The organism is Enterococcus sp. AZ095b, assembly GCF_051714725.1.
GTDB lineage: Bacteria > Bacillota > Bacilli > Lactobacillales > Enterococcaceae > Enterococcus_B > Enterococcus_B pernyi.
The window spans coordinates 49,848-71,146 of sequence record NZ_JBIOSL010000002.1 but is presented as its reverse complement, the minus strand read 5'-3'; the positions used below and the strand labels follow the sequence as shown (position 1 = coordinate 71,146).

At 36.7% G+C, this 21,299-nt stretch carries 17 protein-coding genes; 14 read left to right on the top strand and 3 right to left on the bottom strand.

Features of this window, described 5'->3' with window-relative positions; genetic code table 11:
- The first annotated feature begins 411 nt into the window (after positions 1 to 411).
- The 7 genes from IGJ99_RS14595 to IGJ99_RS14565 all read left to right on the top strand — a co-directional run bounded on the left by IGJ99_RS14595 (position 412) and on the right by IGJ99_RS14565 (position 7,017).
- Complete coding sequence (locus tag IGJ99_RS14595) at positions 412 to 666, top strand: type II toxin-antitoxin system RelB/DinJ family antitoxin (RefSeq protein ID WP_271525121.1); 255 nt, start codon at positions 412 to 414, stop codon at positions 664 to 666.
- Complete coding sequence (locus tag IGJ99_RS14590; RefSeq protein WP_347082646.1) at positions 656 to 931, top strand: type II toxin-antitoxin system RelE/ParE family toxin; 276 nt, start codon at positions 656 to 658, stop codon at positions 929 to 931. The genes IGJ99_RS14595 and IGJ99_RS14590 overlap by 11 nt, the downstream gene beginning before the upstream one ends.
- A 570-nt stretch (positions 932 to 1,501) precedes the next feature.
- A complete protein-coding gene (locus tag IGJ99_RS14585; protein ID WP_438749053.1) occupies positions 1,502 to 1,864 on the top strand; it encodes an LPXTG cell wall anchor domain-containing protein in 363 nt (120 codons plus the stop codon).
- A gap of 11 nt (positions 1,865 to 1,875) precedes the next feature.
- On the top strand, positions 1,876 to 2,718 hold the full coding sequence (locus tag IGJ99_RS14580) for a WxL domain-containing protein (protein ID WP_438749051.1): 843 nt from the start codon (positions 1,876 to 1,878) through the stop codon (positions 2,716 to 2,718).
- A gap of 93 nt (positions 2,719 to 2,811) precedes the next feature.
- Complete coding sequence (locus IGJ99_RS14575) at positions 2,812 to 3,891, top strand: DUF916 and DUF3324 domain-containing protein (protein ID WP_438749114.1); 1,080 nt, start codon at positions 2,812 to 2,814, stop codon at positions 3,889 to 3,891.
- Positions 3,866 to 6,496: a WxL domain-containing protein gene (locus tag IGJ99_RS14570; RefSeq protein ID WP_438770947.1), complete on the top strand. Its 2,631-nt coding sequence runs from the start codon at positions 3,866 to 3,868 to the stop codon at positions 6,494 to 6,496. The genes IGJ99_RS14575 and IGJ99_RS14570 overlap by 26 nt, the downstream gene beginning before the upstream one ends.
- A gap of 167 nt (positions 6,497 to 6,663) precedes the next feature.
- Positions 6,664 to 7,017 (top strand): DUF7006 family protein, encoded by a 354-nt coding sequence (locus IGJ99_RS14565; RefSeq protein ID WP_023523770.1) that lies wholly within the window; start codon positions 6,664 to 6,666, stop codon positions 7,015 to 7,017.
- A gap of 288 nt (positions 7,018 to 7,305) precedes the next feature.
- Here the strand turns inward: IGJ99_RS14565 and IGJ99_RS14560 are convergent, their stop codons facing one another.
- On the bottom strand, positions 7,306 to 8,625 hold the full coding sequence (locus tag IGJ99_RS14560; RefSeq protein ID WP_438753819.1) for an IS4 family transposase: 1,320 nt from the start codon (positions 8,623 to 8,625) through the stop codon (positions 7,306 to 7,308).
- A gap of 687 nt (positions 8,626 to 9,312) precedes the next feature.
- Here IGJ99_RS14560 and IGJ99_RS14555 point away from each other — a divergent pair.
- From IGJ99_RS14555 to IGJ99_RS14530, 6 genes are all read left to right on the top strand, one after another.
- Positions 9,313 to 9,627: an LPXTG cell wall anchor domain-containing protein gene (locus IGJ99_RS14555; protein ID WP_438749043.1), complete on the top strand. Its 315-nt coding sequence runs from the start codon at positions 9,313 to 9,315 to the stop codon at positions 9,625 to 9,627.
- A gap of 16 nt (positions 9,628 to 9,643) precedes the next feature.
- Complete coding sequence (locus IGJ99_RS14550) at positions 9,644 to 10,459, top strand: WxL domain-containing protein (RefSeq protein ID WP_438749041.1); 816 nt, start codon at positions 9,644 to 9,646, stop codon at positions 10,457 to 10,459.
- An 84-nt stretch (positions 10,460 to 10,543) separates the two neighbouring features.
- The gene (locus IGJ99_RS14545; protein WP_347085532.1) at positions 10,544 to 11,572 is read left to right on the top strand and encodes a DUF916 and DUF3324 domain-containing protein; all 1,029 of its coding nucleotides are present in this window, start codon (positions 10,544 to 10,546) and stop codon (positions 11,570 to 11,572) included.
- Between the two features lie 13 nt (positions 11,573 to 11,585).
- Entirely contained in the window at positions 11,586 to 14,153 is a 2,568-nt protein-coding gene (locus IGJ99_RS14540; protein ID WP_438770946.1) for a WxL domain-containing protein, read from the top strand.
- Positions 14,154 to 14,715: 562 nt separating this feature from the next.
- Positions 14,716 to 16,194, top strand: coding sequence for a helix-turn-helix domain-containing protein (locus IGJ99_RS14535; protein WP_438770945.1), 1,479 nt, complete (start codon positions 14,716 to 14,718; stop codon positions 16,192 to 16,194).
- A gap of 20 nt (positions 16,195 to 16,214) precedes the next feature.
- A complete protein-coding gene (locus tag IGJ99_RS14530; protein ID WP_438770944.1) occupies positions 16,215 to 16,565 on the top strand; it encodes a DUF7006 family protein in 351 nt (116 codons plus the stop codon).
- A 420-nt stretch (positions 16,566 to 16,985) separates the two neighbouring features.
- Here IGJ99_RS14530 and IGJ99_RS14525 read toward each other — a convergent pair whose 3' ends face one another.
- Positions 16,986 to 18,305 carry an IS4 family transposase gene (locus IGJ99_RS14525; protein ID WP_347082699.1) on the bottom strand — a complete coding sequence of 440 codons (1,320 nt, stop codon included), beginning with the start codon at positions 18,303 to 18,305 and terminating at the stop codon, positions 16,986 to 16,988.
- Between the two features lie 427 nt (positions 18,306 to 18,732).
- On the opposite strand from IGJ99_RS14525, the gene IGJ99_RS14520 reads away from it, so the two are divergent.
- Entirely contained in the window at positions 18,733 to 20,487 is a 1,755-nt protein-coding gene (locus tag IGJ99_RS14520) for a P-loop NTPase fold protein (RefSeq protein ID WP_438770943.1), read from the top strand.
- Positions 20,488 to 20,549: 62 nt separating this feature from the next.
- Here IGJ99_RS14520 and IGJ99_RS14515 read toward each other — a convergent pair whose 3' ends face one another.
- Positions 20,550 to 21,158, bottom strand: coding sequence for a recombinase family protein (locus tag IGJ99_RS14515; RefSeq protein WP_438770942.1), 609 nt, complete (start codon positions 21,156 to 21,158; stop codon positions 20,550 to 20,552).
- Between the last annotated feature and the right edge of the window lie 141 nt (positions 21,159 to 21,299).

Here is a 21,299-nt window from a genome sequence, read left to right as displayed (position 1 = left end):
GTAATAATTGATCGATACAAAGATGATGAATATTTCTAAAAAAATGGGCTTACAAAGGAAAACGATAGGTAAGGTCACCATTTTAAAAAAAACAAATCATGATATGATTGTTTTGCATAAAAAGAACATTTGAACACTGAAGCCTTAGAGTAGTAGGATACTCTAGGGCTTTTCTTTTTGTCTAATCTCCCAGTGTTTGTTTTCCTTCTTGTTACGAGTATTTAACCAGCAATCGTATATGGCTACTAGTAAGCCGAAAAGAATGTGGAACATAAAACTAAATAATTAATAAGGAGGTAGGGCGGATAGAATGATTAAAGAAAAAAAGGAGTCAATTCTCATTTTGTAAAGCGTTCGCTTTATAACGCTACACAAAAATGCTATACTTATAATATGAAAGGTGTGAGAAAAATGGCTCAAATTAACTTTAGAATTGATGATGAATTAAAAGAAGAATCTAAAGAGATCTTTGACTCTCTTGGAATTGACTTGACAACAGGGATTAAAATATTTTTAACTAAAGTTGTTCGTGAAAAAGGAATTCCTTTTGAAATGACTGTACGAAAAGATAATCTTGCGCAAGCATTAGAAGAAATGAACAATGAAGATTATAAGTCATTTGATAGTGTAGCTGAATTAATGAAAGACTTAAACGATGAAGATTAAGCGAACTCCTACTTTTAAAAGAAATTACAAGACCCTAAAGAAAAAGCATTATGACATGCAAAAGCTAGAAATTGTCTTAGAATTACTTGTCCAACAACGAACAGACGTACTTTATCAAAAGTATAGAGACCATGCATTAAAAGGAAATAAACAAGGACTTAGAGAATTGCATATTGAAAAAGATTGGCTACTTGTATACGAAATAAAAAACGATGTTTTAGAATTATGGTTACTAGCTACTGGAAAGCATGACGATGTTCTTTGAAGTGTCATAAACGATCAACCGTATGATTAAAAAATTAAGCGATAAATAAAAAAGAGGAATCCTTTTATCCAAGGGTTTCTCTTTTCTCATAATCTGTCTCAATTAATTAGACCAGAAAGTTATTCTCTTTAAGGGACAACAGAGTATACTCTATTGGGTTCCTACCAACTATCTAAACGAGCTTAATTAAGTCAACTCTCCATGAACAATTAACTTAATCAAACTTTAGTTTTCCACCTTTTAGAAGGGTTGCTCTGAAAAATAGTGAATGCGTTATTTGACTGAATCTAGATTTCGTAACGATTTATGACCAAAAAATATTTTCTAAATTTCATGGATCAATCAAAAGTATCCAGAGAAAAAATTGCTGTACGCTCTTTTTAATGATTCTTTTTTAATATTCGTTTTTCTAAATTTGCATACCGAAGTGAAAATTTCGATTATTTATTTTGGTGAGAATCTTGTAATATAAGAGATGCAAATAAGGCTTCAAGTTGATCCTTATTTTGTTTAATGATTTGCATCAAAAACCAAGATTTTTGAGACATCTAAGAATATAGGGGGAGGGATATGAAACACCAAAAAAGATACATACTAAGTATGGGTATGTTACTGATTCATGTGTATGCACCGTTAGTTGTTCATGGAACAGAAATACGTTCGGTGGAAACAGAAGGTACGATTGGTTTTACTGGCATATATGAAACACCAGGAACACCAGAGCCAGCACCGGAAGGTGCGATCAAACCAGATTTACCAAAAGAAATTGCTCAACACCCCTCAGGGGTCAGTCACCCAACAGCCAGAAGATTACCGAAAACAAACGAGGAAAAGATGCGCATTTGGTCAATGTTTGGTCTCTTGCTTGTCATCATAGTACTTGGCTTTTGGTTTTGGCGGCACAAAAAGAAAAAAACAAATAAAAGAAAGTAGGATTTAAATACATGGAATTCGTTAGATTAGTAACCATTGCAGCATTAAGCTCAACCATTTTTGTTGGAGGAATCACAGCCTTCGCAGCTGAACCACCCGAGGAAACATCAAAAGAAGTACGTAATGTCACTACGGATGGAACGATTGAATTTACACCAAATGAAGAGGAAGACCTAGTCGTTATTCCACCAGAAGATGGGCCAGATGTAGACATTGAGCCTGAAGTGCCAGGAACGACCGGACCTTTATCGATCATGAAAGCTGTCACGATGAATTTCGGTCCACAAGTGATCTCGAATCAGGATCAAACCTACAATATGATTGCAGAAAAGCAACAAAAAGCGGGTACGACGGGTGAAGAAAATAAAGTCCCTTATGTCAGTTTTGCGCAAGTACAAGATGTCCGAGGAACGAATGCTGGTTGGGACCTGCAAGTACGTATGACCGACTTTAAAGCAACGAAAGAAACAGTCAATGATACCTTGCTTGGGGCAGAGATTTCATTGGTAAGCCCAAGAATTCAGTATGAAGGAAGCACGGCTGGAAATGCACCAGTAGCTCATACAAGTGGATTGAAATTGATCCCAAATGCTTCTGCTGTATCCGTGATGACCGCAGAAAAAGATAAAGGTGCTGGTGTTTCTTCCGTTGTTTGGGGCAATCAAGCAGACTTAAACGCACAAGAAGCGGACGATAAGGTTGACGTGGTGACAAATAATGCGATCCAATTATTTGTTCCTGGTAAGACAGCGAAAGATGCGGCACAATACAAATCCACACTAACTTGGGAATTATCCAATATACCTGATAATAATGAAGATATTGATAAATCAGGTGAAAATGGCGCCGTATAGTTTTGACGAAACCGAGGGTTTCAGCTGATAGAAGTGAACGGTGTAGCGTTACAATTTTGTAGCGCTACTTTCTTTAAAGAAAGGAGTAAATGAATGAAACAAGCAAGTACATATCGAAAAAATAAAATCCAACAAGCAGGGCTAGTATTGCTTATGGTGTTCGTCAGTTTGTTGGCACCAATGCGCGTAGGGGCAGAAGAAGGAACCTTAAATTTTTATGTGACACCGGAATTCTCAGATAATCAAACAGCAGGTAACAAACGTTACTTTCAGTTAACCCTTGCGCCAGATACGACAGAAAAACTAACGTTGAAACTACAAAACGCAAACGCAGAAGCAAAGAAAATCAAAATCACGCCACATACTGCTTATACGAACGTGATGGGGGTTGTAGAATACGGGCAAGACGCGGAAAAAGCAGATCCAACACTCAAGCATTCGCTTGCTGAATTGATCGAACATCCCGAAATCATCGAGCTTGGTGGTAACGAAACGAAAACAGTGACACTTGATCTGAAGATGCCTAAAGAAGCCTTCGAAGGCTTCTTAGCGGGTGGCTTACGAATCGAAGAAGTCAAAGAAGACACAACGGAAGAAACAAGCGACGAAGAAGGGGTCGCCATCCAAAATGAGTTTGCCTATATCATCGGTGTGGTGGTGAGTAATAACCAAGACGCCGTGCAACCTGATTTAGAGTTGGTAGATGTTTTTGCCGATCAACTCAACTATCGTAATGTCATCAGTGCGAATATACAAAACTTCACCCCAACATTCGTGAATCGCTTAGAAGTTGAAGCCACGGTACAAAAAGTGGGGGAAGAAGAAATTTTATACCAAGCCAGTCAAGAACAGATGCAAATGGCGCCAAACTCCAATTTCAATTTTCCGATTTCTTTAGAAGGCGATCGTTTTCGCAGTGGTGAATATTTGTTGAAAATGACGGCACGCTCTGGGGAAGAGGAATGGCAATGGGAACGGAAATTTACCATTGATGCGGATGAAGCGAGAGCATTGAATCAACAAGATGTCACGATTGATACGAGTCTCAATTGGTGGATGATCGTCGCTATACTTTTATTGCTATTTTTAGTAAGCTATTTTCTTTTTATTTTTTATAAAAAGAAAAAAATGAGAAAGAACAACCGAAATGAGAGGTGGCAAGACATTGAATAGAAAACTAAGTGACTTATTCAGTATCTTGGTAATTACCATGCTACTCTTACAAATAAGTTTTAATCAAGTAGAAATGGTTGATGCAGATACGCAATCTAGTAATGATGTAGAACCTGTTGAGACATTTAATGCAGAGCAAAATAGTTTATTAAATACAGTTAGCGCAAGAGCAAATTTAGAAAACAATGGAGAAGAGATTCAAGAATTTTCATTTGAGGTAAAATCATTCCGGACTGTAATTGGTCAACCCACTACTTTCAAATTTACTAGTAAATTGCCTTCGAATGAAGTATTGATCCGAATTCCTGAAAACGGAAAAATTATAGAAAATCAGTTTTCTAATGGAGAATCAATTCACCATTCTCATGGTGAATATTGGAGTCTATCTACTAACGATGAACAGAAATCTTTTGAAGTATCCGTTCTTTTTGAAATTCCTGGAAACTACTTTCTTACGCTTGATAACGATGCAGATCATGTCTATGTGGAAGTACAGGATTCTCCTTCAGTAATGAGAACGGAGAAACTCAACGAGTTAGAAGAAGCTGAAATAATTAATCAATCAGAAGAGATGACCGAACAAAATAATACAAAAGACAGTATTAATAATTCAACAACTATTCAACCGGTGATTGCTGTAGAAGAAAACTTATCTATACCAGAAGAATTGATTGTAATAGAAGAAGAACGTATTTTGGAAGAAACAAGAGATATTCAAAATCGATCTATTAGCAGTGTAAATAATTGGAGCCAATTTAGAAGCGCATGGAACTCTTCTACTGTCACGATAATATTTCATGGTAATATATCTTTTTCTAGTTCCATTTTAGGAGATTCTCTTAATACAAGATTATCATCCATAACACTTAATGGAGGGACTCTTAATTTTCAGAACTCCGGATATAGTTTAGTAATGAGTGGTGTAGCAGGTCTAACTATAAATTCTACACTAACTGATTGGCCAGCTCAAATTGGAAGAGATTCTCGTACAGCTCCCCTCATTATTCATAATGGAAGTGGGCTAATAGAAATTAATCATTCAAATATTACTATGTCAACTGGTACGGCAGGCTCTATAATATCTGGTCAGAATATAAATTTAAATGGAGCTATACAGATTAGAGCTGACACAGCTGGCGGAGCTAGTGCAACAGTGCGTGCGACAGGAATAGAGTTGGTTCGGAATGGTACTCTGAAAATCATATCTAATAGTCATCAAAATGGATGGATTCTATCATCCACTAATTCTGGTTTAAGACCGGTTCTTTCAACTGCTGGGAGTACAATAATTATTCAAGCAAATAGGTTCTCTATGGTAGAATCAAGGAATGGAACGGGTTTAGGTTTAAATTCTTGGAATAGTATAGATGTCATGCTTAGTGGATTAAATGGAGCGACTGTTGTGAATAGCAATAGTAATCCAAATGATTTTAATGAAAGGTATCTTACTACGTTTAATGACCGTCGATATACCGGTATGATCTTTAATGCTAGTGGTGGTGGATGGGTCACACCTCCTGTTTCTTACAATCTCTCTTTACAAGCTAATCCCGATGTTGGAGGAAATCCGAGTGCAACAAACACAACACTAACGCAAGGAAGTACGACAACATTAAACGCAAATCCCAACAGTGGTTATCGCTTTGTACGCTGGGAAGTTGTATCAGGGACTGGGGCGAATATCGCAAACGCAACTTCAGCTACCACTACCTTCACGATGGGGAGCGCAAACACGACAGTACGTGCTGTATATGAAGAAATCACCTACAATTTGACCCTTGAAGCCAGTCCGAGTGATGGGGGAAATCCGAGTGCAGAGGCTAGTACTTTAGCTCAAGGAAGCACAACAACATTAAACGCAAATCCCAACAGTGGTTATCACTTTGTACGCTGGGAAGTTGTGTCAGGGACTGGGACAAATATCGTAAACACAACTTCAGCTACTACTACCTTCATGATGGGAAGTACAGATACGACGGTTCAAGCTGTTTATGAAACAATTACCCAAGTCTCACCAGTCGATCCTTTGGATCCAGAAGTCGAAGTGGACCCAGAAAATAAACCAGATTTGCCTGAAGGTCAAGGGCTGTTGAGTATTGACTTTGTTTCGCAATTCAACTTTGGGTTACAAGCTATTTCTGCTCGTGATCAAACGTATTATGCTCAACCACAACGTTTAATGAATGAAGATGGAGTAGTTAGCGAGAAAGAAGAACGACCAAACTTTGTGCAGATCAGTGATCGACGCCCAGAATCTGAGCGTAACGGCTGGGAATTAGCAGTGACACAAAAAGAACAATTTAAAGGAAAAGAAAACCAAGTATTGAATGGCGCTAGTATAACTCTATCAAACCAACAAGTTGTTACTGCTCAAGGGAAAACTGCTCCAGAACTTCAATCTGTCCATTCCCTAATACCTGGAAATCGCCAAACATTGATCAAAGCTCAAGGTAGTGAAGGAATGGGAACTTGGATCTACCGGTTTGGTGATGCAGAGACGGCAAAAGAGAGTGTTGCACTCAATGTTCCAAAGGGGGCGAATCCAGAAGCAACTAGTTATTCGACAAAGTTGACGTGGGAATTAAGTGCAGTTCCTTACAATTAGAAAAGAATACCGTTTTTTCTCTAGTTTTATCTTTAGAATCTCTGATAAATCAAATTTTTATCCAGAATGATGATCTACAATACTGTATATAGATCAATAAAAAAGTAGAAAATTTTATCAAATCAATCAGAAATGAAGGGAAAGGGCAAGAGAAAGGAGCACACAACATGAACCCATCTCTAACGAAAGATGAATATATGCGTCAATTTCAAGAAAATATACCACAAGATAAAAGAAAATCAGAAGAACTGAATGTTTATCTGGCACAACAGTTCGAACAACTTGACCAATTGACAAGCACAATTTCACCAGAAAACTTTTGGGAAAATCTTCCTATAGTTCTAGGAATTGACGCAAAATTAAGTCTAATCACCGAGCTAATTCATTATGACTATAATAAATTACCAATAAATGAAATCTTACGAATTGTTGAGAAAGATTATCGCACGTACTTCAAGGAACTTTGTGGGAATAATTTAAGTACAAATAATTACTATTCGATGGTATACAATCTGAAATGAAAATAGGCTAAAAAATTGTCCAGAAAAAACTTTCTGGGCAATTTTTTTTTGTATACTTTAGAAAACTCATTTTCCATCATAAAATCCCTTAAATAATTTATGTTCAGTTAATCAATACATTCAAGAGATAATATGGGTCCAACAAGGTATACCCCAATGTCATTAAGTTAAGACAAAAAAACAAATAATAGTCTCAAGTATATCGCTTTTTTCTTATTAACTTGACTAATTTTATATTTTCGAGCAACACAATAAAACGTCCTATATGGTATAGTCCGATTTATAATATTAGGCAATACGATAAAAAAAACCAACAAATTTCTTTTTTGTTATATTTCTCTGGTTACTCCGATTCTGTCGTACGGGGAGGAAATATCTTCTTATCAAAATTTCTACATTGACGGTTTGATCAAGAAAAAATCTTTTACAAATGCCTATAGCTTGTGTGAAATTAAGCTGATAGAACTGCTTTAAAGGAGCTGATAACGCCACTACCTGAGCAATTTCCATTGAAAAGTTGTATATAATGAGACGAGCGTAAATTTCTTGAATAATAAACTCTAGTTTCTTTGAGTGGAATTGGTTTAAACCTAAGGCATATTTTAATTCTCTAAAGGAAGTTTCAATTCCCCAGCGTAAGTGATAAAGTACTTTTAAATCTTCGCTTTTAAAAGTGAAGGAATCAAGATTTGTGACTAAAGATTCATAACTATCCTCACTCAACTTAATCCGAACGACTCTGAGACTAACGGGATAGCTTTCTTTTGAATCGGATGGGAGATAATCAAAGCTGGCTTTTTTACGCACAAATTGATAGCTCTTGTCAGTTTTGATTTTATTTGTCTGTCTTCTTATTAACCAAAGGTTAACCTCTTTATCAAATGTTCCTTTTTGAGGTAATCCAAGTCCTTTAAGAAAGCCATTACTTTTGGTATCTTTTACTCGAATTACGAATTTTTGACCACTTTTTCTAATATGTTCGTACACGTTAAATGACTCATGACCACGATCTGCAATAATAATTGTTGGCTTTTCAAAAGTAAACTCATCAACCATTTGACACAAACTGCTCCGTTCGTCTAGCTGTCTAATTTTTTGGAAGTTTACCGATGCATAGTATTTATTTAATGGGTCATATAAAGCATTGAGATGAAAAGATCCTACAGATTTATCAAACTTTCCGATGGTGTAATGGGATTCAGGATCGTTTTCATCATAAGGAATATTAATATCGGAGCCATCATGAGCCAATAGTTGGTACCCTTTATATTGCTTGTTTTGGTTACTTGAAGGAATGGTTCGGTAGAAGAGTTGTTTGAAAGCTTCAATTTTTATTTTACTTCGAGCCTGTACAAATGCGGAAGCCGTTGGCGTTTGAAGTGTAAAATCAAAGTAAGAGAGTAATTCACTAGCAAGACTTTGTCCACCGAAAGAGAGAATAATTTTGAGAGTTGTCTCAAAAGATAATTTTCTGTTTCGAGAAAAATCAGTCGGAGATTGAGCAAAAATTTCAGGTTGATTTGTAATACAGCGAATTTGATCTTCTAAATTTTGTTTGATTTTATGAGCTGCTTGAAGTGTGGATGAAATGTTGATAGTATTAGACATAAGGGCACCTCCAGAATAAGTAGCGCTATGACGTTTTATTATTGTTAAAATAATTGTATCAAGAGAGTGTCCTTTTACATAGAAAAAATAAAGCAGGGAAACTTAAATGTTTTCCTGCTTTTTGCCTTAACTTAATGACATTGGGGTATACTCTATTGGGTTCCTACCAACTATTTAAACGAGCTTAATTAAGTCAACTCTCCATGAACAATTAACTTAATCAAACTTTAGTTTTCCACCTTTTAGAAGGGTTGCTCTGAAAAATAGTGAATGCGTTATTTGACTGAATCTAGATTTCGTAACGATTTATGACCAAAAAATATTTTCTAAATTACATGGATCAATCAAAAGTATCCAGAGAAAAAATTGCTGTACGCTCTTTTTAATGATTCTTTTTTAATATTCGTTTTTCTAAATTTGCATACCGAAGTGAAAATTTCGATTATTTATTTTGGTGAGAATCTTGTAATATAAGAGATGCAAATAAGGCTTCAAGTTGATCCTTATTTTGTTTAATGATTTGCATCAAAAACCATCGTTTTTTAGAATTTATATTCGCTATTTATATTCTGAAATAGAAAGACTAATTTAATAACTTTTTTAAGACATTTGATTCTATCGAATGTCTTTTTTTTTGTCTCCTTAAAAACGATGAATTTTGAGAAGAACATTAAAGGAGGAGGGAATATGCGAAAAACGGTCGGCCAAATAATCGTTCTATGTTTCCTAATAATAGCGATGCAGTTTCCGTTGCTGGTTTACGGTACACAGGTCCAATCCGTTGAGTCAGAAGGATCGATTGGATTTACCGGGGCCTATGAACCAATCGGTCCGCCAGCCCCACCACCTAGCACTAGCCCACAAAAGCCAGACGGTACTTTGCCGAAAACCAATATGATTGATAGCTCACTTGGACTATGGATCGGCAGTTTCTTAGTGGGTAGCGTTTTATTAGCCTTAGGGTACAAAAGAAGAAAAGCAACACAAAAAACAATTAAATGAAAGTAGGAATTTAAGAATGAAATTTATCCGGTTAGCAACTGTAGCTGCATTATCAACAACCATTTTTGCCGGAGGCGTACAAGCCTTCGCCGAAGAAACTGTTCAAGAGAAGGAAACACAAGAAGTTCGCAAAACAACCACTGAGGGTCAAATCACCTTCACGCCAGGAAATGATGACACAGTCGTTGATCCTGGACCGGATGGTCCTGATGTAACTATTCCGCCAGTCACTGGTCCTGATGGAGAAAACAAAGGACCTTTAACAATCACAACTGTGCCAACAATGAACTTCGGTTCACAAATTATCTCAACTACAGATGAGCATTACAATATGGTCGCTGAAAGACAACAAAAAACAGGAACAACCGGTGAAGAAAATAAAGTTCCTTATGTAAGTTTGGCACAAGTCCAAGACACCCGCGGTACCAATGAAGGATGGGAATTAAGTGTAAGTTTAACAGAATTTGAAGCACCTACGGATACATTAAACAAGGTATTAAAAGGCGCAAAAATCACGTTATTCGATCCGGCCCTACGCTACAGTATCGATGATGCAGCTCAAGCACCGAGCATTCATGCAAGTGGATTGGAATTGATTCCAAATAATGATGCCGTACCGATTATGACGGCAGCTAACCAAAAAGGTGCTGGTACCTCGACGGCTGTTTGGGGAGATCATGATGCGATTGCAAAACAAGTAGAAGATGGCGCAGCTGTTGTAGAGAATGAAGCGATTCAATTATTCGTTCCTGGTTCGACTGCTAAAGATGCGGTAACGTATACCTCTACCTTGACATGGGAATTAGAACTAACACCTGAAAATGACCTTTAAGAAGTAACAATTTCCATGTTCCATTAGTCACTAGTAGCGTTACAGATCTCTGTGGCGCTGCTTTTTTTAGAAAGGATTAAAAAAATGAGACACAAACAAATTACGCAAAGCGGGCTGTGGCTCCTAGTGATACTTTTCCTTTTCTTGCCCATTTCAGCCCAAGCTGAAGAGACGGCCTTAAATACACATGTCACCCCGCTTTTTCCCGAAAGTCAAGTCGATGAAGGTAAAGGGTATTATGAGCTATTACTCGCTCCTGGTCAAAAAGAGACCTTGCAGCTGAAAGTCGGTAATTCCAGTTCAGAACCAATCAATGTCCAGGTGACACCGCATACGGCGTATACCAATACTTTGGGAAATGTCGAGTATGGCAAAGATGCCGAAGAAGCAGATCCAACCTTGGTTCACTCCTTGGATGAACTGATGACTCCTTCGGAGGTCATTACACTCGCAGGAAAAGAAACAAAGGTCATAGACATTTCTTTACAGATGCCTAAAGACGCCTTTGAAGGGTATTTAGCTGGTGGTTTACGAATCACCGAAGTAAAAGAAGAGGAAGAAAGTGAAGCACCAGAAGGAGAAGGGGTAGCGATCAAGAATGAATTTGCCCATGTGGTAGGTGTGGTCGTCAGTAATACCCGAGACTCGGTGCAACCGGAGTTGGAACTATTAGATGTGTTTGCGGATCAATTGAACTATCGCAATGTGATCAGTGCCACGCTACAAAACTTCACGCCCACCTTTGTCAATCAATTGGCGGTGGAAGCTACCGTGAAACGAGCAGGAGAGAGCGACGTTCTCTATGAGGCCAGTAAAGAGAAGATGCAGATGGCGCCCAATTCGAATTTTAACTTTCCGATTTCTTTAGAGGGAGATCGTTTTCGAAGTGGGAACTACGTGTTAGAACTAACCGCAAAGTCGGGAGACAATGAATGGTCCTGGACTCGTGAGTTTACGATCGATGCCGACGATGCCCGTAAGTTAAACCGCGAAGACGTCATGATCGACAACAGTCCGAATTGGTGGATGATCGGTGCGCTCATTTTGTTAACTCTATTGGTCGTGATTCTGCTTTATCTCGCTCTAAAGAAAAGAAGGCAAGAAAAAGACTAAGGAGGAATGTAGCGTGAACTTTCGCAAACAAGCTTTGGTATGTACTACACTCTTACTATTGGCACATGTGATACCATTGGGAATCACACGAGGCTATGCAGAAACGAATGAATCCATAGATGAACAGACACTCACTGATTTTCGTAGCCATATACCAGATTATGTAGCAATGAGTACCGCTGTTGCACCGGTTAAAGAAGCACCGCCAGTGGTTCAAGAGTTTTCATTTGTAGAAAAGACTTTTCAGACAGTCACGAATCAACCAGTTATTTTGCGTTTTACAAGTACTTATCCTGCAGATGAGGTTCTGGTGCGGGTACCGAGGGAAGGGCAAGTACTGGCAAATCATTTTTCTGATGGAGAGTCTATCACTCACTCCCATGGAGAATACTGGACGCTTCACACAAAAGAACGACAGACTGAATTTACACTTCCTGTGGTGTTTGCGACACCGGGAAACTACTTCTTAACTGTCGATCATGACGCAGATCATTTCTATTTAGAAGTAGAGGAAAGTACTCTGAAATCAGAGGACCAGAAATCTTCTGACTTAAAGGATCAAGAGAATACTGGCCTCGAAGAGCAGCCATCAGAAAGTCAAGATGTAGAAGTGATGAAGGATATTCCTGTTGCAGTTCAATCAGTCGTGGCAGCTGAGAAGAACCTATCGATACCCGAAGAACTAATTCAAACAGAAACAAATCGGATTTTGGAAGCCTCTGTTGATCCTCAGAGAAATACAGCTACACCTAGCAATTGGTCTCAATTTAGAAGTGCATGGAATGACCAAAGAACTGTCTCAATAGTAATTACTCAGTCAATTTCCTATTCTAGCTCGATTTTAGGAAGTTCATTAAACACCAGAAACACCTCGGTGAATATTATAGGCAGACCCGCAACTCAAGCTCATGCAGTACTCAGTATGTTTGGCTCTAACAATAATTTAGAACTGAGTGGAGCAGCTACTTTAACATTAAATGGTTTGTCTTTAATGGGTGCAAACAGTGCAAACACCAATGATCCTATTATTAAACATAATGGCAGCGGTCTAGTTGAAATAAATAATATACTTGCATCATATAATAGCAATCCATCTATTATTCATGCTCAAAATATTAATCTAAGAGGATACTTTGAATTGAATTCACCTTGGGGTGGTCCTGCGATATCTTTGGTTCGTAGTGGAACACTAACTATAACTCCAGCACCAGATAGAAGAAGCAATATATCATCTAGGAGTGCTGTTGCCAATAATCGTATAAAACCTATTGAATCTGACTCTTCCAGCAGGATTATAATAAATGCAAATAGACTGACAATGGCAATGAATGTTTCTACGCCTAAGTCATCCTGGCATTCTGTCAATGCCACTCTCACTGGGGTGAATGGCTCACAAGTACTAACTAGTGAATCGGATCCAAATGATTTCGAAGAACGTTACACCCAACTGTTCGGAGAATCATGGTATAGCACACTTATATTTAATGGATCTGGGAGTTCTTGGGTCACTCCCCCGCGCCCTTCCTATGTACTTTCCTTAGAAGCGAGTCCTACTGTTGGGGGAATGCCTATGGCAGAAACAACAACGATTATTCAAGGGGAGACAACCATGATTCATGCGAATCCAGCGGAGAGGTTTGACTTTCTTCGTTGGGAAATAGTATCCGGAACCGGAAGCCGTATTTTAAACCCCACAAATGCAACGACTACTTTTACAATGGGGACTACTGATACAGTTGTACAAGCAGTCTATCAAAAGAAACAAGGGGGAGACATAACGGTTGAATATGTTGATAATGCTCTAAAGGAGTTGTCAGAGACAGAGATTATCAGCGGACTGATTGATGAAGAATATGAGACTGAGGCTAAAGAAATTGACGGATATACTTTAACTGAAGTGCCCAAAAATGCATCAGGAAGATTTACCGAAGAGGCACAGACTGTTACTTATGTATATACTAAAGATATTCTAGATCCTGTGTTACCAGTCGATCCATTGGCACCCGAAAAAGAAGTTGATCCAGAAAATCCACCAGAACTTCCTGAAGATCAAGGGACACTGAGTATTGATTTTGCGTCACGCTTTTCATTTGGAACCCAAGGCATTTCTGCGCAGACCAAGCGCTATTATGCACAACCCCAACACTTGTTGAATGCTGACGGAAGCATCAATGACGCAGAAGAGCGACCAAATTATATCCAAGTCAGTGATCGTCGCCCAGAAGAGGAGCGTCACGGTTGGCAATTAGCAGTTACACAAAATAATCAGTTTACGGATCGTCAAGACAATCAACTTAGAGGCGCACGTTTGTTGCTTAATAACCAACAATTTGCATCTGTCCAAGAATCTAACGAACCAATGCTTCAAAATCAAGACGGGATTGTGCTGATCCCAGAAGAAAAAACGCTTCTTGTGACCGCGCACGATGGTCAAGGAGCGGGGACTTGGATTTATCGTTTCGGCAACAGGGAAAGTGCAGGTGAAAGTGTCGCCCTTGAAGTTCCACCAACGGCGAACCCAAGAACAGCTACCTATCAAACGACCCTTACGTGGGAATTGAGTGCAGTTCCCGACAATTAGTTGAAAAAGAAAAGGGCTGCGGCTCTTTTCTTTTTCTTCACAGAAAGAAAAAATTCAGAATTTATTTTATCATTTAGTCTTTATTACCAAAGACTATGTGTGGAGTAATATTTTTAGGGCTATCAGAAAAAGAGTGCATCATAGCTCAGACTCTGATCAATCAAACTGGCTTTGGACGTCGAATGATCATGTAATACATATAAGTAGAAAAAGATTATTTCGATGAGATGATCCAATTGGTCGGTAATGAAAAAGGTTACCAATTTTCTTTTTTTACGCGAAGGAGGTATTATGATAAGAAAGAAGCACTGATTCATGAAGAAAAGCCTTTTTTTGTTTGTGGATCAGTTAACTATGGGGAAAGAACTGACCATCCTTTATAGATGATTTTAGCGAATCAATTATGTTTCCTAAGCCATATCAAAGTAATGAATCAAGTCCCAAAAAAAGTACGCACAGGAAGGCTTGAATTAACAACTTTGCCCACAAGAGAAACAATCTAACGAACATTGTGTGGTTATTGTGAAGGGAAAAGGAACAAAATGAAAAAGTGAGGATAGGTATGCGCGAATTACAAATTGCTTTTATTACGAATGCCGAGATCCGTCGCTGGATGCGGATTTTGACTATTATTGAACGAGAACACCACTTTACGATTGTTGCGGTGAGTGAACGCTTGATGATCTCGCAACGAACGATGGTCAAAGATATTCAAGCAATCAAAAGTTACTTTGGGAAGACCATTGAATTGCTTTCACTGTATAACGGTTTTCATTTTGACGAACGTGACCGGGTAGGATACCAAGAAAAGAAAGAACAACTGTTAGAGAACGAAGTTCTCCTTGATATTGTCGGGACGATTTTTTACGGAGAGCCTATCGCATTAGCTGACTTGGCACACCAGTACAGTTATGCCGAAAGTACGTTGCGTCGGTTTTTAGTGAAAATTGAACCGCTCTTAGCTGAATATAATCTAACATTGACTCTTACCCCCGTGAATTTTGTAGGGGAAGAAGCCGACATCCGCAAGTTTTTTTTTGATTTTTATTACAGCAGTGAACAGACCCCCTTTACGATTCGTCCGCCCGAAGGGCTGCATGCATTGGTTCTGGATGAACTATCTAGCAAGCTGGGGGATTATGAGCTGGGGACAGGGACGACCGTTTCTGCTTTTTATTACCATCTTTATATCACGATGGTTCGTGTCAAACAACATCAGTTTATTTCATTGCCTAAGTGGTTGAAGAACGTCGATTATCAGGAAAAAGATTTTCAGCTACTTTATTCTTTACAAGCGAGGATCCATGAGGAATATGAGATCTATCTGCCAAAGGAAGAATTCGCTTGGGTCCATCTATCGATCATTTCCAAGCGAACGATTCATCGAGTAGATCAAGAACATACATTCAGTCAACGATTCAATCAGTGGGATGGCCTTGAACAAGTGGTATCAGATTATCTGTCGGATCCCTTCTTTGCACAATGGGATACCGACACGTTAGGGGAATTTATGACGTCGTTTTTAGTCTCACGTCTGATCAATGAAGCGTTAAGTCCGGTATTGAATAAAGAGTTAGAAGAAGTCCGTATCATGGCCAAGCAAACCTATGGACAGATCCATGAGATCAATTCCTGCTTCTTACAAAAGCATGCACAGACACTTCGCTTTTCAGCAGTGACCTTTGAAGATGTGGCCGTCAGTTTTACGTTATACATGGATATGTTGTTTCATTATTACCAACCCGTCAAGCAGGTTTTGTTTTTACTGGAAGGAGATTATTTGGTGGTGCAATCGATTCGACTGCAGGCCCAGGAGCTCTTAGGTAAGCATTACAATTTACTCTTTCTTCCACTGCAGGAATTGACGCAGGAAAGCTTGAATGATGCGCAAATTGATCTGATTGTCACCAACTACCGACCGTACCTTTTGGATTACGCACTGGAAACCGAGTATATCTTGATGAATAGTCTTCCGACGGCGCAAGACTGGACACGGGTCAAACATCGATTGAATCCATTGATCGACCGGATTGTTTTTTAAAAGAAAGAAGGAAAAGAAGCATGACAGGATTTACGACAAAGGAGGCCTATTTACAGGGCTTTCATAAAACTTTTGAAGCAGCAGGAAAACGAAAAAGCCCAGTCCTAAAGGACTATTTACACAGGCAAACGGACCGATTGGAGACCCTCATAGCACAAATCTCTCAAGATAATTTTTGGCAAGTCTGGCCAGAGATCTTAGGGATCGATGCGAAGCTGGGAATTGTTTCGGAAGTGCTTGTCTTTGATAATTTTTCGGATGAGGCCATTATTCGAATGGTTGAAACGGATTACCGCACCTATTTCAAAGAATTATGCGGATATGATCTCAGTATGGAACCGAAACATTCCATAATTTTCAATGTTCTATGATTGTTTAATGGGTAGATCGTCCAAATTATTACGAAAAAGATTTTGTAGAGTGTTCAAAAAATTACATTTTGAACACTCTTTTTGATAAGTATTGTTCCAGAAAAAAATTTTTCAACTCTATAAACACGACTAAATAATCTTTTAGTGAAAAATGTGAGTAAAGCTTCTTGTTCAGATAGGGGTATGATCAAAATTAAAAGTTATTGCTTCTTATTTATTGTTCTTTTAGCAGTTAACGTAATTAGGTTCAGTAAGATATTTTCCTAGAGACCAACAGAGTATACCCCAATGTCATTAAGTTAAGGCAAAAAAGTAAATAATAGTCTCAAGTATATCGCTTTTTTCTTATTAACTTGACCAATTTTATATTTTTAAGCAACACAAAAAAACGTCCTATATGGTATAGTCCGATTTATAATATTAGGCAATACGATATAAAAAACCAACAAATTTCTTTTTTGTTATATTTCTCTGGTCACTCCGATTCTGTCGTATGGGGAGGAGATATCTTCTTATCAAAATTTCTACATTGACGGTTTGATCAAGAAAAAATCTTTTACAAATGCCTATAGCTTGTGTGAAATTAAGCTGATAGAACTGCTTTAAAGGAGCTGATAACGCCACTACCTGAGCAATTTCCATTGAAAAGTTGTATATAATGAGACGAGCGTAAATTTCTTGAATAATAAACTCTAGTTTCTTTGAGTGGAATTGGTTTAAACCTAAGGCATATTTTAATTCTCTAAAGGAAGTTTCAATTCCCCAGCGTAAGTGATAAAGTACTTTTAAATCTTCGCTTTTAAAAGTGAAGGAATCAAGATTCGTGACTAAAGATTCATAACTATCCTCACTCAACTTAATCCGAACGACTCTGAGACTAACGGGATAGCTTTCTTTTGAATCGGATGGGAGATAATCAAAGCTGGCTTTTTTACGCACAAATTGATAGCTTTTGTCAGCTTTGATTTTATTGGTCTGTCTTCTTGTTAACCAAAGGTTAACCTCTTTATCAAATGTTCCTTTTTGAGGTAATCCAAGTCCTTTAAGAAAGCCATTACTTTTGGTATCTTTTACTCGAATTACGAATTTTTGACCACTTTTTCTAATATGTTCGTACACGTTAAATGACTCATGACCACGATCTGCAATAATAATTGTCGGCTTTTCAAAAGTAAACTCATCAACCATTTGACACAAACTGCTCCGTTCGTCTAGCTGTCTAATTTTTTGGAAGTTTACCGATGCATAGTATTTATTTAATGGGTCATATAAAGCATTGAGATGAAAAGATCCTACAGATTTATCAAACTTTCCGATGGTGTAATGGGATTCAGGATCGTTTTCATCATAAGGAATATTAATATCGGAGCCATCATGAGCCAATAGTTGGTACCCTTTATATTGCTTGTTTTGGTTACTTGAAGGAATGGTTCGGTAGAAGAGTTGTTTGAAAGCTTCAATCTTTATTTTACTTCGAGCCTGTACAAATGCGGAAGCAGTTGGCGTTTGAAGTGTAAAATCAAAGTAAGAGAGTAATTCACTAGAAAGACTTTGTCCACCGAAAGAGAGAATAATTTTGAGAGTGGTCTCAAAAGATAATTTTCTATTTCGTGAAAAATCAAGCGGAGATTGAGCAAAAATTTCAGGTTGATTTGTAATACAGCGAATTTGATCTTCTAAATTTTGTTTGATTTTATGAGCTGCTTGAAGTGTGGATGAAATGTTGATGGTATTAGACATAAGGGCACCTCCAGAATAAGTAGCGCTATGACGTTTTATTATTGTTAAAATAATTGTATCAAGAGAGTGTCCTTTTACATAGAAAAAATAAAGCAGGGAAACTTAAATGTTTTCCTGCTTTTTTCCTTAACTTAATGACATTGGAGTATACCCTGTTGGACACTTGCGTATCTGTAATGTACTTGAATTTATAGAATCACAACTAAGTTGAGCAATAGGGAATAAATCGCTAGTTAGTATTATTACTAAGTTGTGCTAAAATCTTATTTGATAGCTATATGAATCATAAAATATATACTTTTAATGAACTGAAATATATCATAAAAAAAGATACATTGGGAAATTTATTTCTTAGGAGGGAATTACCATAAAACAAATAGAGTTAGAAAGAATTGATACTGCGGAATCGGTAAGAAGGTTTTCAGAATTGATTAATGAAAAAAAGACATTTTTTTTAAATGGACCATGGGGATCTGGAAAAACTGAATTTTTGAATATGGTAAGCGATCAAGTATCAGAAAAAAAATTTATATATTTAAACTTGTGGGAGTTGAAAGATGAGAGAACAGTAATTCATATAGGAGTTAACCAATTATTTCATAAATGGTATATATTCTTTAAAATATTGTTTGTTATTTGTGTAGCAATTTCAATTTTGGCGACTCCAGTTATTAATTTGGGTTTAGAAGGAATACTTCCTAGTATTCTTATAAAATGTGCTGGAGTAATTGCTTTATTAGTAGCAATTTACCAGTTTTTTAAAATTAAATCAGATCAGTTTTTCTATTCAATCTTAAAATGTAATAGAATAGATAAGCTCCTTAAAAATAAAGTATTGGTAGTAGATGACTTTGATCGTGTATCTGTGAATAAGCAAGATGAAGCATATAAATTATTTAATATATTGCATAATCGCCTACCAATAATTTTTGTAGGTGACATTAAGAAAGTTCCTATTAGCGGAGATAATTATTTACAAAAAATAATTGATAAAAGGATAGATTTACCTTATGTATTACACTCTCGAGATATATGGAATAATTATTTTAAGAAATTAGAAAAAACATTTGATGTCGTTTTACCAGCAGATTTATTAGATCTATTTATTACAGAAAATAGGAATCTACGTGATAGAGTACAATTCAATGATTATGTAAATCAAGAATTCTTTTTACACGGGAAAAAAGACCATGTACAGTGTGGTCAACAGCTAGTGATCATATATATATATTTGTTTCATTATACAAGATACACTGACTTATTAAAGTATGGATATGTGTCATCTAAAAAAGACGAACTCGAACAAACCATAAGTGATCTATTAGGCGATAATAATGACTATCCAGTGTCATTTGCTAAAAGCAAAGAGATGTATTTTATATCTGAATCTGTAAGTAATATGACTGAGAAGGAAATAAATGATATATTGAATGATTTTGAAAATATCAATGAGAACATTTTGAAAAAAGGTGACTATAATGGTGATTTGTATAACTATCTTATGAAAAAATATGATCAATTAGAAGACGAAATTCAGAATATCATATTGAATGCTGCTATACAGAATACTTTGAATAATGATTATAATGATTTATCGAAACTTATAATTTCATTTGAGAAAGAGAAAATAAGAGAAAAATCATTGATACAAAAAACTGATATTGAAAAAAGAATATATGAAAACTGGTCAAAAAAATTAGCAAAATATAGAGTAGATTTGTCACAAAAGCTAAAGTTTATTGAAATGAATTCTATATTATCATTCGATACACTAAGTAAAATAGAACCTGATATTGATGTATTTTCAGAAGAATATTCAGATCAAACGGAAAAACTTTATTATTTATTAACATACTTGTCAAAGTTGGATTTATGGCAAAAGTTTGACAAATGGACACCAAGATTATGGGATAAAATTGAGGAATTGTACCACACAAACCCAAATCATTTTTTATTATACTTTAGATTTAATGGGTTGCTAGGTATTGCTGGAAGAAGAATGGATTTTCTTGAAGAAAACGACTTAATAAGAAATTATGTGGTTTATAAAAAAGTGAAATCGTTAGACAATCCAAATATAGAAATTAAATATATTGAAGATACAATTAAAAAAATAAAACCAAAATTAAATGAGTTGGGTAGTTTAGGTTATCATTTTGAATATTTAGACGAGAAAGAATAACTACCTGTGATAAAAACTTTTTATGACTATGAAAAATGGACTAATTGTAACTCGCTATATAATTATTGATTACTTAGACCTTTCTTTATCCTATAAATAGTTTGTCGGGTTACATTGTATTCTTTAGCAATCTTTGAAATAGCAATTCCCTTATTAAGATCCTCAACGATGCTTTTATAAACAAGGCGACGTTGTGGATCTTTTGCGTCCGCACTATAGAGCTTCGGACGTCCTTTGTAAACACCATTCGCCTTTGCAATCTTTATCCCTTGTGCCTGACGTCGTTTTGATTCAGTACGCTCTTGCTCGGCAATCATTGCCAAGATCTGAATGATCAAATCTTTAATGAATTTATCCAGGAGAGGATTTCCAATTGCTTCAGCCATGATTGGTAAACTAGTGATGATTAGTTGCACATTTTTCTTTTTGAGATAATTGACTGAGTCAATGATTTCGTCATAATTTCTGCCTAATCGATCGATGGCTTCGACAATAAAAATATCTTGTTCACGGACAAAATCTAAAGCTTCCTGGAAAATCGGTCGATGAGTGATCGTTGCTCCAGATTGTTTCTCGATGAAAATTTTTTCTGCACCGAACTTTTTCATTTCTGCAATTTGTCGTTGTTCATTTTGATCAATCGATGATACTCGAATATAAGCAACTTTCAATTTTTTACCTACTTTCTCAAACTATTTAAAATACACCCTAATCATACATTAGAAATCGAGATTTTTCAATGATACGCTAGTGTCTATTTAGGGTACAATCGTGTCAGAAACTTAATAGTTTTTGACACATGATTAAATTCG

Coding starts and splice junctions, on each gene's coding strand:
- IGJ99_RS14560 (WP_438753819.1), bottom strand. CDS start 8,625: ATGTCTAATACTATCAACATTTCATCCACACTTCAAGCAGCTCATAAA.
- IGJ99_RS14595 (WP_271525121.1), top strand. CDS start 412: ATGGCTCAAATTAACTTTAGAATTGATGATGAATTAAAAGAAGAATCT.
- IGJ99_RS14585 (WP_438749053.1), top strand. CDS start 1,502: ATGAAACACCAAAAAAGATACATACTAAGTATGGGTATGTTACTGATT.
- IGJ99_RS14575 (WP_438749114.1), top strand. CDS start 2,812: ATGAAACAAGCAAGTACATATCGAAAAAATAAAATCCAACAAGCAGGG.
- IGJ99_RS14535 (WP_438770945.1), top strand. CDS start 14,716: ATGCGCGAATTACAAATTGCTTTTATTACGAATGCCGAGATCCGTCGC.
- IGJ99_RS14580 (WP_438749051.1), top strand. CDS start 1,876: ATGGAATTCGTTAGATTAGTAACCATTGCAGCATTAAGCTCAACCATT.
- IGJ99_RS14565 (WP_023523770.1), top strand. CDS start 6,664: ATGAACCCATCTCTAACGAAAGATGAATATATGCGTCAATTTCAAGAA.
- IGJ99_RS14555 (WP_438749043.1), top strand. CDS start 9,313: ATGCGAAAAACGGTCGGCCAAATAATCGTTCTATGTTTCCTAATAATA.
- IGJ99_RS14530 (WP_438770944.1), top strand. CDS start 16,215: ATGACAGGATTTACGACAAAGGAGGCCTATTTACAGGGCTTTCATAAA.
- IGJ99_RS14590 (WP_347082646.1), top strand. CDS start 656: ATGAAGATTAAGCGAACTCCTACTTTTAAAAGAAATTACAAGACCCTA.
- IGJ99_RS14545 (WP_347085532.1), top strand. CDS start 10,544: ATGAGACACAAACAAATTACGCAAAGCGGGCTGTGGCTCCTAGTGATA.
- IGJ99_RS14525 (WP_347082699.1), bottom strand. CDS start 18,305: ATGTCTAATACCATCAACATTTCATCCACACTTCAAGCAGCTCATAAA.
- IGJ99_RS14570 (WP_438770947.1), top strand. CDS start 3,866: ATGAGAGGTGGCAAGACATTGAATAGAAAACTAAGTGACTTATTCAGT.
- IGJ99_RS14550 (WP_438749041.1), top strand. CDS start 9,644: ATGAAATTTATCCGGTTAGCAACTGTAGCTGCATTATCAACAACCATT.